Here is a 12,025-nt window from a genome sequence, read left to right as displayed (position 1 = left end):
TGGCGGGCGCGCACGGCACCGCCGGGCGGATCGTACTTGCCGGGCACCATTGGCCGGCCGATTGACCCTCGGTCAGCCGACCGGCAGTACGTCGAGACGACGCAGCAGCTCACGACCGGTTGCCACCCGCTTCGGCGCGTCGGCGTCCCGGGTCATGTCGAGGTTCAACGCGAAACAGTAGAGCCGGTCGTCGCGTTCCACCCAGCCGACCCACCAGCCCAACCCGGGCTCGGTGGCGGTCGTCCAGCCGGTCTTGCCGTACAGCGTGTAGCCGTCGCGCTGTTCCAACCGCAGGATGTCCCGGACCAGTCGTTGGTGCGCGGCTGATGCCGGCAACTCGGCCCGGGCCAGTCGGCTCAGCCACAGGGCCTGGTCCCGGGCCGAGATCGCCAGTGGCCCGTCCAACCAGAACCGGTCCACCACCGTACCGATTTCGGTGTTGCCGTAGCCGAGGCGGCGTAGCCACTCACGTTCCCGCTCCGGCCCGACCCGGCGGGCGATCTCCTGGAACACGGGGACGTTCGACACCCGGACGGCGTCGCGTAACCCCATGTCCTGTTCCCATTCCTTGATGCGCTGGGGTTTTCCGCCGTACGGGATCTTCTCGTTCTCGTCGGCGACCACCCCGGTCTCCAACGCGATCAGGCTGTGCGGAATCTTGAAGGTGGAGGCAGGTGGGTACGGCCGCTCGGCCCGGGACTGGTTCACCACCGTGAGCTGACCGCCGGTGACGTCATGGAGGGCGAAGGTGCCGGTGGTCCCGGCCTGTGCGAACACCTCGGCCAGGTCGTTGCGTACGACCAGGTTCGGTGTCGGCTGGAGGTTTGGTGCGGCACTGGACGCAACGACGTCGGAGGCAGCGGGCGTGGGTCCCGCCGACCGGTCGCCGTCGGAGGAGCAGCCGCTGGCAACGGTCAGTGCGAGCAGCATCGAAGCGGTGGTACCGGCCCGGACGATCGTTCTCCACCACGACATCCATCCAGCCTATGCGTTCCGGCCGGCGGGGTCGGGAAACCGACGACGGCCATGTGGCGTTCCCTGGTGAGAGGATCCTGGACGTGCCTGAAATCGAAGTCGTGCTGGCGGACATCACCGACGAGGACGTGGACGTGATCGTCACCGCCGCGAACGAGTCGTTGCTCGGTGGCGGAGGAGTGGACGGGGCGATACACCGGGCTGCGGGTTCCCGTCTGGCCGAAGCCGGTGCTGCGATCGGACCGTGCCCACCGGGCGAGGCGATGGCCACACCGGCGTTCGATCTCGACCCGCCGGTCCGGCACGTCATCCACACCGTCGGTCCCGTCTGGGAAGGCGGCGGTCACGGCGAGGCCGACCTGCTGGCGTCCTGCTACCGCCGCTGCCTGGAGGTCGCCGACGAGCTGGGTGCGGGCAGTATCGCCTTTCCGGCCATCGCCACCGGCGTCTACGGATTTCCACCGGCTCGGGCCGCCCGTGTCGCGGTGACGACGATCCGTTCGACAGCCACCAGGGTGGCGCGGATCCGGCTCGTCGCCTTCGACGAACCGACGTACGAGATCCTGGCCGCCGCGCTCGCGGAAGGCGATCGCTAGGTTTCGTGCGCTTCCCGGGCCGGGCGGCGCAGGCCGTATCCCCATTGGTGCCTACGAGTTAGACCGGCTGGAGCGTCAGTGGGAGCCGGGTTTTCTCGGCAGCGAACTGTCCGGCGACGCTGACGTCGGACGAGGGGGTGGCGAACCTCGGTTTTGGCCGAATGAGCCCTGGTCGGGTCTTTCAGCCGACGAACGACGGCCGTCTTCGGTGGCCTGTCGAGCTGATGTCGCAAACGATTCACCACCGGACCGGGCTGGGCAGCCGATGAACAGTTGGCGCAGCGAATATCTGCTTGCCCCTTGCCAGCCGTGCCGGCAGGGCACATCCATCGGATGACACCGACAGCGGGAGCAGGTCCCGCAACCGGATCGGGTCAAGGCAGCCACCCGTAGCCTCGACCCGATCCGGTAGGTCGTTCATCTGGCCGTCGGGTCCACCGGGGAACGCCAGCCGGCGGGGCGACCCCGCCGGGCACCGGAGGGCCAGAGTACGGTCACCGGCAGTTGGCGGGCACGGGCGGCGCGTACCACGTCGGCGGTGTCGCCGAGGACGGTCGACGGCTGCCCGTCCCACACCGCCACCAGCAGGTCGCAGCGGCTCAGCAACTCCTCACTGGCCGCCATGTACGCCTCCCGTCCCGATTCCGGATAGGGCATGTAGGACACTGCCGAGGCCTGCGCCAGCAACTCGTCGAACGCGGCCCGGTTGTCCTGTTCGACCGCTCGCTGTCGGTAGTCGGTGGCCGGGATGATGACCTCGAAGGTGCCATGGAGGGCGAGGACCGCCCGGGCGAAGAGCTGGTCTGCGCCGTCGGCCAGGCAGGTGATGCCGTGCAGCCCGGCGGGTGCGTACGGCTTGAGGTGCCTGGCCAGGCAGGCATAGATGAGTTCGGCTGTCCCGCTGGCGAGAATCACGTGCCCGGTGACCCCAATACGTGGCATGGTGCACTGTCCGTTCCTTGTCATGCGCGGCGAACCCGGATGATCCGGAAGCCGGCGTCGGCCAGGATGGCCGGCAGCTCACGTATGGCGTCGTGGTTTCGCTCGCGCATGTCCTCCTGCAGGCTGTCCCAGGTGCGCAGAGCCGGGTGCAGCTGGCGGAAGTCGTCGCGCCGGTCGGCGTACCGCCACCCGGTAGCGACCCGCTCCTCCACCCAGCGTTCGTGTTCGAGCACGGCCAGCCGTTCGATTTCGGGCTCGGCCAGGATGTGCTCCTCACCCGGTCCGACCCTCGGTGACAGGGCGCAGCCGAGTTCGTGCAGCTTGCGGCCGATGTCCTTGGCCTGGCCGCGATTGGCCCGACGGTGGGTCTCCGGTAGTTCCTCCCAGGGCACCATCGCCGGATTGGCCGTCCGGTCGTCGCCGTGCCGGTGCCGGGAAACCACGTAGCTTTCGTGGATCACCCGGGCCAGCCGCTCGACCAGGTCGTTGCCGATCAGGGCGGGGTCACAGGCCGCATGCACCACACCGTAGAGGCGCAGCGCCCCGGACATGTCGTCGAGGACCGCGTCACTGTGGTCGCTGTCGAAGGCCTCCCGCAGGTTGGCCAGCCGGTCCAGACGTACGACCACCGACCCGGGGCCACCGTGCCACAGCTGCTCGGCGATGAGTGCGGTCTTCAGCGCCCGCTCCTCGTCGTCGTAGCAGATGAAGACCCGGTCGGGTGGCAGGGGAAACCCGCCACCGGAGAGCAGTTCGGCCAGGCCACCGTCGTACGGCGTGATCCGGCAGACCTGGGAGAGGAACGGGTACCGGTTGGTCAGCTCCGCTGCCGCCTGGGTGGACTCGTCGTCGACCAGGGCCACCGGCACCAGGGCACTTCCGCCTGGATTGCGTACCCGCCACTGCCGGGCCAGCTCGACCAGGGCCGCCCGGCCGAACGCGGTGGCACCGAGGACCGCCACCCGGGGCGGGGCGCCCTGGATGGGCGCCAGTGGTTCCCGGGCGAACAGGTTGCGGGCGGCGAGGTCGTCGACGTTGAAGAAGTCCAGCCGGGCTCCCGGCGGTTGGGCCAGCCCGAGGTGGCGGGCCTGCAACGCCAGGCACAGCTCCGGATCGGCGACCTGTGCGTAGACGGCCAGCGGTGTCCGTCGATCACGGCGGGCGGCGGCCAGTGCCAGTGCGGTGTTGGTGGCATTGTCACTGGTGCAGGCGTAGAGCGCCCTGGCCCGACCGATTCCGGCGGCGCGGAGCACGTCCGGGTCCCGGGCGGCCGGCACCCGGGTGGTGCCCGGTTCGGAGGAGACCGCCTCGGCCGGTACGGCCACCACCCGCTCGCCGGCCGCCCGGAGCCGCCTCGTCAGGGTGCTGGCCACGAGTCCGTCACCGCAGACGATGACGTGGCCTCGGGCGTTGCGGGCCCGTAACCGGCGCAGTTCGGCGGCGAACAGCAACCGTCCGGCCTCGACGAACGCGTACACCGTGACCGCTGGCGCGCTGAACCGGGCGATGTCGAGCAGCAGCGGGAAGGGGCCGCCGTCGTCCAGCGGGGGCGAGCCGAGCACGAACAGTTGGAGGTCGTAGTAGAGCAGATCAAAGGGGTGACGGCTGAAGGCGCCATCGGGGAGCTTCTGGATATATCGGTCGAGCCCGAGGTAGCCGAACACGGCCGAGAGCAGACCAATCGTGCCGAAGATCAGTCTCAGCACGCTCATGGTGGGCGCTCGGGGCGGTTCGCCGATGCTGCTCCCAGGCACAACACCTCCCCTGTCGGGCGGGGTGATAACGCAGCGCAATCGTACAATCGCCGTCGAGTGCCTGGAAGGTTCGGCTCACTGGTTGGGTCGAGTGACGTGCTGCCGACAGCGGGGGATCCGCTCACCGTACGGAAGACCCCGCCGCTACCGTCGCGGTAACGAGCGGGGCCTCCGTCGAGCCACGATGGACCATCGGATCCGTCAACCGGGCCGTCAGCGCTGGCGCGTCGGTGGTTCGCCCGACGATTCAGCCGGGCAGGCGTGGTCCCGCCGCACGCTGCGCCGCCAGCCACGTCTCGACCTCGTCCGCCTGCCGGGGCAGCCCGGCGGAGAGGACCTCCGTGCCGGCCGAGGTGACCAGCACGTCGTCCTCGATCCGGATGCCGATGCCGCGTAGTTCCTCCGGCACCAGGGTGTCCTCCGGCTGGAAGTAGAGCCCCGGCTCGACGGTGAGCACGTACCCCTCCTCGAGGGTGCCCTCCCGGTAGACCTCCTTGCGGGCCTGGGCGCAGTCGTGCACGTCGATGCCGAGCATGTGGCCGAAGCCGTGGAGGGTCCACCGCCGGTAGACGGTCGACTCGGGGTCCATCGCCTCGTCCACGCTGACCGGGAGCAGACCCAGGTCGGCCAGCCCCTCGGCCAACACCCGCATGCAGGTCAGGTGTACGTCCCGGAAGGCGACGCCGGGCTTGATGAAGTCGATGCCGGCCTGCTGCGAGGCGTACACGATGTCGTAGAGCTGGCGCTGTAGCGGACTGAACGTCCCGTTGACCGGCAGCGTACGGGTGACGTCGGCGGTGTAGAGGTGACGCCCCTCGACGCCCATGTCCATCAGCAGCAGGTCGCCCGGACGGGTGACCCCGTTGTTGTGCACCCAGTGCAGGATCGTCGCGTGTTCGCCCGCGCCGACGATCGAGCCGTACCCCACGTCGTTGCCGTCGTGTCGGGCCCGCAGACCGAACACGCCCTCCAGCAGCCGCTCGGAGACCCCCCGGTCGGCCGGCAGGATCCGCGCCACGTCCTCGAAGCCGCGGACCGTGGCGTCGATCGCGTCCTGGAGCTGGGCGATCTCCCACTCGTCCTTGACCAGCTTCAGCTCGGCGATGGCCGTGGCCAGCTCACGGTCGCGGGCACCGGTGGCGTCCTTGCCGTGGTACGGGCGTACGGCTGCGTCGACGACCGCGTCCAGCCCCCGCAGCACCCGGGTACGCCCCGGGGCGAGGTCGGCCAGGGCGGCGTCCAGGCCCGCCAGGTCAGCGGTCTCCACGCCCAGCTCGGTCGACTTCTCGGTCAACGTGTGCCGGCGGCCCACCCACAGCTCGCCGTGCCGGCTGCGGAAGAACTCGTCGGTCTCCTTGGAGCAGCGTGGCCGCATGTAGAGGACGGCGTCGTGGCCGTCGCCGTTCGGCCGCATGACCAGCACACTGTCCGGATCGTGGTCGCCGGTCAGGTAGGCGAAGTCGCTGCCGGGGCGGAACGGGTAGTTGGTGTCGTTCGCGCGTACCTTCTCCGGTCCGGTGGGGATGACCAGGGTCTCGCCCGCGAAGGCCGCGGACAACGCCGCGCGGCGCCTCGCGTGGTTGGGCACCTCCGGGCGGGGGTCGATGGGCAACGCGCTGTCCTGCCAGCCTTCCCGCATGAAGGCGAGGAACTTCTCCGGGAAGTCGGGGTCGTGCGATTCCGTACCCTTTGTCGTATCCTTGCGTTGTTCGCTGCTCATGCCCTGCTCTTCCCTCGTCACCGTCCCTGCCGACGGTACCGCGCCGACCGTATCGCGCCCCAGATCAGGGCAGGAGAGCAGCGGTGCCGGCACAGCCGGCGGACGCGCGTGAAAAGATGACCGCCATGTGCGGACTTCTGGCTTTTTTCAGCGCGCGCGGTGACGCCGGCGCGCACCGCGATGCCATCGCCGGCGCGTTGGAATGCCTGCACCACCGAGGACCGGACGAAACCGGGGTCGAGTTGATCGCCGACGCATCCGGTCGCTTCGCGGATGCGGTCTTCGCCCACAAGCGGCTGGCGATCATCGACGTGGCGCTGAGCCACGAACCCCTGCCCTACGCCGACGGCCGTTACCTGTTGACCTTCAACGGTGAGATCTACAACTACATCGAGCTGCGGGAAGAGCTGATCCGCGACTACGGTGCCACGTTCGCCACCCAGGGCGACGGCGAGGTGATCGTCGCCGGCTACCACTACTGGGGCGAGCAGGTGCTCAACCGGCTGCGCGGGATGTTCGCCTTCGTGATCTGGGACCGGCAGCAGCGGCGGGCCTTCGGTGCCCGGGACAACTTCGGCATCAAGCCGCTGCACTACCTCCAGACCCCGGACGGGGTCTACCTCGCCTCGGAGAAGAAGGCGCTGTTGCCGTTCGCGCCGGCCGCCTACGCCGGTGACGCGGGCGTGGACCACGCCAACCTCTCGCACTACCTGACCCTGCAGTACGTGCCGGAGCCCGGAACGCTGCACCAGGGGATCAGCCGGATCGGGTCGGGCGAGTACCTGACCTGGACCCCGGGCGGGCAGATCGACGTACGGCGGTGGTACCGCCCGGTGTTCCGGCCCAGCCAGATCGACGACCCGCAGCGGCTCTACCACCAGATCCGCGAGACGCTGCGCGAGAGCGTACGGATGCACATGCGTTCCGACGTGCCGGTCGGTTCGTTCCTGTCCAGCGGCATCGACTCGACCGCGGTGGTGGCGCTGGCCCGCGAGTTCAACCCGAACATCCTGACCTTCACCGTCGGTTACGACGTGCCCGGTTACTCCGAGATCGACGTGGCCCAGGAGTCGGCCCGGCACCTCGGCGTCACCACGATCCCCACCAAGATCGGGCCGTACGACATGATGGAGGCGCTGCCCCGGATCGTCTGGCACCTCGACGACCCGGTCGCCGACCCGGCCCTGGTGCCGCTCTACTTCGTGGCCAAGAAGGCGGCCGAGCACGTCACGGTGGTGCTCTCCGGTGAGGGCGCGGACGAGTTCTTCGGCGGCTACACCATCTACCGCGAGCCGTTGTCGCTGAGCGCGGTCAACAGCCTCCCGGGTGGTGTGCAGAAGGGCCTGCGGGCGGTGTCCAAGGCGATCCCGCAGGGGGTCAAGGGCAAGAGCTTCCTGGAGCGGGGCACCACGCCGCTCGAGCAGCGCTACTACGGCAACGCCCGGATGTTCACCGAGGAGGAGAAGCAGTACCTGCTGCGTCGCTACAACCCCTCGGTGCGGTACACGGACGTCACCGCGCCGATCTACGCCGAGTGCGCCGAGCTGGACGACGTCACGAAGATGCAGTACATCGACCTCTACACCTGGCTGCGCGGCGACATCCTGGTCAAGGCGGACCGGATCTCCATGGCCCACTCGCTCGAGGTACGGGTGCCGTTCCTGGACCGCGAGGTCTTCGACATCGCCTCGATCATCCCGGTGGACCTGAAGCTGCCGCCGCGCTCCGACGCCACCAAGTTCGCCATGCGTCAGGCGTTGCAGGGCGTGGTGCCGCCGGCCATCGTCAACCGGCGCAAGCTGGGCTTCCCCACGCCCACCCGGGTGTGGTTGCGGGCTGAGATGTACGAGTGGGTCCGGCACATCTTCGCCACCTCGGGCGCGGGGGACCTGCTCGACCTGTCGTACGCCATGCGGCTGCTCGACGAGCACAAGCGTGAGGAGGCGGACCACTCCCGCAAGGTCTGGACGGTGCTGATCTTCTGCATCTGGCACGCGATCTTCGTGGCGAAGACGCTCGACCCGGGCATCCAGCGCAACCAGTCGGCGCTGCTGACCAAGCCCGTGGTCGGTTCGATGGTCCGCTGACCACCCCGACCTGTTCGTCGGTCGAGAGGTTCGCGTCACCGTCAGGCGGTACGGGTGACGCGAACCTCTCGACATGACGGGGGATGGGGTTACGGGCTGGTGCAGGTCACCGTCGGGGCGGCGTTCGTCGCCCCGACGCTGGCGGTGAACCCGAACGTGGTGGTGCCGTTCGGCGCGACGGCACCGTTGTAGGGTGCGTTACGTACCGTCACGCTCGTCCCGTTCTGCGTGTGCGTCCCGTTCCACAGGGTGCCGATGGCCTGGTCGCCCGGCCAGGTCCAGTTGGCGGTCCATCCGTTGAACGTCGAACCGCCATGGTTCATGATCGTCACCTCGCCCTGGAAGCCGCCGGACCACGCGTTGACCACCCGGTAGACAGCCATGCAGCTGGCCGGACCGGGCGGCGGGGTGGTCGGTCCGGTCGTCGGCGGTGGCGTGGTCGGGTTGGGCGTGGGAGTGCCGCCGGGCCCGACGCCGGTGACCTCACCGTTGCCGCCGTCGAACACCACGTCCGAGCAGCCGAAGAAGTTCTCCTGGCTGTCCGACCGTACCCAGCGGGAGTAGATGATGTGCCGGCCGCTCTTGCCGGACGGTAGCTGCCCGCTGAAGTAGTAGTGGCCCTCGTTGGTCCCCGGCCCCCCGTTCTGCGGTGGGTTGGTCACCGTCAGGAAGGGTTCCTCCAGGTCGCTCCAGGCCAGCGGTCTGGTCGGGCTCCAACTGTCCTTGGTCACATAGAAGTAGAACGTGCCGGGGTGGTGGGCCCAGTTGCTGTACCTGAAGTTGAAGTTCGCCCCGGAGGTGAGGTGGGTCAGCGGCCAGTCCTCGCGGGCCAGGTTGTAACCGCTGAAGCTGGCGTTGCCCCCGCTGCACAGCTGGCCGTCCGGGATGAAGCCCACGGTACGACCGTTCGCGTCGGAACGCAGCACGCTGAACCAGTTGTAGAGCGAGTTGGCGCCGCTCTGGGCAACGGCGGCGGCGCAGGCCGGGTTGTTGGGGCGGATGTCGCCCTGCGGGCTGAGCCCGTCCTTCCAACACAGGAAGGTACGGCTGCCCGGTGCCATCGAGGCGCCGTGCGCCGAAGCGACGTTCGAGGTCACCACCGTCACGATGCCGGCGGCGAGCGTGGCCGCGGCGGCCAGCGCCGCGACCCGGGATGGAAGTTTCACCGAGATCTCCTTACTGGGACCGGTTCTCCGCAGACCGGCTGGCGAGCCTGGTCACTGCGGAAAGGGGGACGGGTCCGGTCGGATGGGTGGCGACACGGCGCACGATCCGATCACGGACGTGCCTCTCCCGTGGCCCTTGCCGGCACCCGCACAGCACGTCAGCCCACGCGCTGTCTCGGCAGCGTCATCCCAACACGGATCGATGAACAAATCAACAGTCTTCGCTCGATCCGCTGGTTCGTTCCCGGGGTGACCGCAGCGAGCGTGTCCCCGCCACCGGGCGGCGTACCGCCACCGGCCCCGGCTCAGGTCAGGGCTTCGCCGGTCAGTTCGGCGTAGCCCCGGTTGACCGCCACCAGTGCCGTCTCCGGTCCGAACGGCGCCCGCGCGGCCACCCGTTGCGTCGGTGAGTGGTCGGCATGCCCGTCGCGGATCATCCACGCCAGTGCCGAGAGTTGCTCGTGCTGCCGCTGGACGAAGTCCACGCCCACCACCGCGCCGTGTCCGGGTACCACCCTGGACCGTGCGGTGGTCAGGCGGAGCAGTTCGGCGACCGTCCCGGCCCACTCCAACGGGTAGCTGTCCTCGAAGGCCGGCGGCCCGCTCTCCTCGATGAGGTCGCCGGCGACCAGCAGGTCCGCATCCGGGACGTGGACCACCAGGTCACCTTCGGTGTGCCCACGGCCGAGGTGGCGCAGGACCACCAGCCGGCCGCCGAGATCCACGGTGGATTCCAGGTGTACGGCGTGACTGGGGGCCAGGATCTGTGCCTGGGCCAGTTCGGCGGCCAGCACCGGCTCGGTGCCCCGCATCTCGTCGTACGCCCGACGGCGTACCTCCGCGGCGTGGTCACGCAGCAGTGCCACGGTCGTCTCGTGCGCGTACATCGGACAGGCCGGGGTGCCGGCCAGCGTGGCGTTGCCGAAACAGTGGTCGAAGTGGTGGTGGGTGTTGACGATCATCCACGGGTGCGGGGTGATCGTACGGGCGGCGGCAGCCAGTTCGGCCGCCTGCCCGGCGGTCGACAGCGTGTCCACCACCAGGGCGGCCCGGTCACCGACGATCAGGGTGACGTTGACGTCGAGCACCGGGTGACGCAACACGTGGACCCGGTCGGCGACCTCGGTGAAGTTGACGCTCATGACGATTGGGTGGCCCGTTCCACGAACCGGTGCCGGTCGACCAGCACCCGCTCGACCCTTCCCTCGGCAACCGTCGTGTCCCCGTCGGTCACGGTCACCTCGAAGAGCAACCGCCGGCCGTCCACCTTTGCCAGCCTGGCCTGGGCGACGACCGTACGGCCGATGGGGGTGGGGGCACGGTGGTCCAACTCCACCCGCAGTCCGACGGTGGTCATGCCCGGGGGCATCCGGGAGGCGGTGGCGGCGACGGTCGCCGCCTCGGCCAGGGCCAGCGCCCGGGGTGTGCCGAGCACCGGCACGTCACCGGAGCCGACGGCCTGTGCGGTGTCGGAGTCGCTGACAGTCAGCTCCACCCGGGCGGAGAGGCCTGCGGTGAAGACGGATTCCGGCTGCTGCTCCATGTGCCCAGCCTAGGCGTTCGGGACCGGTCGGGCGATGATCGGCGGGACCTGGGCGACGAAATCTCCGGCCTTCCGGGGGCGGTGCTGGCCGGTCCGGGTCCGTCGCCGCGATCGACGGGGCCGACCGGCGGTCGCCGTTCGGCCCGGATTCGGTCGCCGTTAACCTGGACGGCGATGGCTACGAACGTCACTGAAACCCTGTCCCCCGAGCCCACGGATCCGCCGTCCGCGCCGCCTACCGCCAGCCGGCGGCGGCTGCTGGCCATGTCGGTGTGGGCGGTTGCGTTCGTTGCCGGCTGGCTGCTCATCGGCCTGCCCACCGATCCGCTCTACGCCTTCGTGTGGCTGTGGACCGCCACCATCGCCTGGCACAGCAGCCGTCCCTGGCGCAGCCACCTGCGCTTCGCCCGCGACTGGCTGCCGATCGTGGTGCTGCTGGCCATCTACAACCTCTCCCGGGGCTTCGCGGACAACGGCGCCATTCCGCATGCGATGGAACTGGTGGTCGCCGACGTGTGGATGTTCGGCTGGGCCACCGGCGGGCAGGTGCCCACCGTCTGGCTACAGCAGCACTTCTACGACCCGGCGGGGATCCATTGGTGGGACGTCGTGGCCAGTTGGGTCTACTTCTCCCACTTCGTGGCCGCGCTGGCGGCTGCGGTGGTGCTCTGGCTGCGTGACCGGGGGCGCTGGGCGGCCTTCATGCGGCGCTGGGGGTTTCTGTGCGCCACCGGTCTGGTCACCTACTTCCTCTACCCGGCCGCGCCGCCGTGGTGGGCCGCCCAGTACGGCCTGATCGAGGACGTGGCCCGCATCTCCACCCGGGGCTGGAAGGCGTTCGGGATGCACGGTGCCGGGAACCTGCTCAACGCCGGCCAGTTGGCCTCCAACCCGGTCGCGGCGATGCCGTCGCTGCACACCGCCTTCGCGCTGTTCGTGGTCGTCTTCTTCCTCGCCCGGGTCCGTCGGCGCTGGTGGCCGCTGTTGTTGAGCTATCCGCTGGCGATGACCTTCACCCTGGTCTACGCCGGTGAGCACTATGTGATCGACGTGCTGGTCGGTTGGGCGTACGTGGGAATGACCTTCCTGGTGGTCGGCCTGGCCGAACGATGGTGGGTGGCCCGGAAGGCCCGTCGCGGCGGGCCGCCGGAGACGACGGTCCCGGTGCCCGGCCAGGCTGCCGCACCCGAGGCCGGAGCCACCGATCCCGAGCCCGAGCCCAAGGCCGCCGGGGTCGGGGCC

10 protein-coding genes are annotated in these 12,025 nt (G+C 69.5%); 3 read left to right on the top strand and 7 right to left on the bottom strand.

The annotated features are described in order from the left end of the window. Window positions 1-72 precede the first annotated feature (72 nt). Window positions 73-975 carry a class D beta-lactamase gene (blaOXA, locus tag ACFQ4H_RS29070; protein ID WP_377576973.1) on the bottom strand — a complete coding sequence of 301 codons (903 nt, stop codon included), beginning with the start codon at window positions 973-975 and terminating at the stop codon, window positions 73-75. Between the two features lie 83 nt (window positions 976-1,058). Between blaOXA and ACFQ4H_RS29065 the strand changes: the two genes are divergently transcribed. Next, window positions 1,059-1,571: an O-acetyl-ADP-ribose deacetylase gene (locus ACFQ4H_RS29065; protein ID WP_377576970.1), complete on the top strand. Its 513-nt coding sequence runs from the start codon at window positions 1,059-1,061 to the stop codon at window positions 1,569-1,571. Between the two features lie 417 nt (window positions 1,572-1,988). Here ACFQ4H_RS29065 and ACFQ4H_RS29060 read toward each other — a convergent pair whose 3' ends face one another. The 3 genes from ACFQ4H_RS29060 to ACFQ4H_RS29050 form a co-directional block, all read right to left on the bottom strand. Next, on the bottom strand, window positions 1,989-2,513 hold the full coding sequence (locus ACFQ4H_RS29060; RefSeq protein ID WP_377576967.1) for a hypothetical protein: 525 nt from the start codon (window positions 2,511-2,513) through the stop codon (window positions 1,989-1,991). A gap of 20 nt (window positions 2,514-2,533) precedes the next feature. Further along, window positions 2,534-4,267 carry a RyR domain-containing protein gene (locus ACFQ4H_RS29055; protein WP_377576964.1) on the bottom strand — a complete coding sequence of 578 codons (1,734 nt, stop codon included), beginning with the start codon at window positions 4,265-4,267 and terminating at the stop codon, window positions 2,534-2,536. A 247-nt stretch (window positions 4,268-4,514) separates the two neighbouring features. Then, the gene (locus tag ACFQ4H_RS29050; RefSeq protein WP_377576961.1) at window positions 4,515-5,987 is read right to left on the bottom strand and encodes an aminopeptidase P family protein; all 1,473 of its coding nucleotides are present in this window, start codon (window positions 5,985-5,987) and stop codon (window positions 4,515-4,517) included. A 125-nt stretch (window positions 5,988-6,112) separates the two neighbouring features. Between ACFQ4H_RS29050 and asnB the strand changes: the two genes are divergently transcribed. Further along, window positions 6,113-8,074, top strand: coding sequence for an asparagine synthase (glutamine-hydrolyzing) (gene asnB, locus ACFQ4H_RS29045; protein ID WP_377576958.1), 1,962 nt, complete (start codon window positions 6,113-6,115; stop codon window positions 8,072-8,074). An 89-nt stretch (window positions 8,075-8,163) separates the two neighbouring features. Here the strand turns inward: asnB and ACFQ4H_RS29040 are convergent, their stop codons facing one another. From ACFQ4H_RS29040 to ACFQ4H_RS29030, 3 genes are all read right to left on the bottom strand, one after another. Further along, entirely contained in the window at window positions 8,164-9,240 is a 1,077-nt protein-coding gene (locus tag ACFQ4H_RS29040; RefSeq protein ID WP_377576955.1) for a lytic polysaccharide monooxygenase auxiliary activity family 9 protein, read from the bottom strand. Between the two features lie 305 nt (window positions 9,241-9,545). After that, on the bottom strand, window positions 9,546-10,382 hold the full coding sequence (locus ACFQ4H_RS29035) for an MBL fold metallo-hydrolase (RefSeq protein WP_377576952.1): 837 nt from the start codon (window positions 10,380-10,382) through the stop codon (window positions 9,546-9,548). Then, window positions 10,379-10,783, bottom strand: a complete 405-nt coding sequence (locus ACFQ4H_RS29030; RefSeq protein ID WP_377576949.1) for a thioesterase family protein — start codon at window positions 10,781-10,783, stop codon at window positions 10,379-10,381. Before ACFQ4H_RS29030 ends, ACFQ4H_RS29035 begins: the two co-directional genes overlap by 4 nt. Window positions 10,784-10,957: 174 nt before the next feature. Between ACFQ4H_RS29030 and ACFQ4H_RS29025 the strand changes: the two genes are divergently transcribed. After that, window positions 10,958-12,025: phosphatase PAP2 family protein (locus ACFQ4H_RS29025; protein WP_377576946.1), on the top strand; the 1,068-nt coding region annotated here is incomplete at its 3' end.

The sequence above is a fragment of the Micromonospora sonneratiae genome, from assembly GCF_042679305.1.
In the GTDB taxonomy this organism is placed as follows: Bacteria; Actinomycetota; Actinomycetes; order Mycobacteriales; family Micromonosporaceae; genus Micromonospora_H; species Micromonospora_H sonneratiae.
This window is presented reverse-complemented; position numbering and strand designations above follow the sequence as displayed.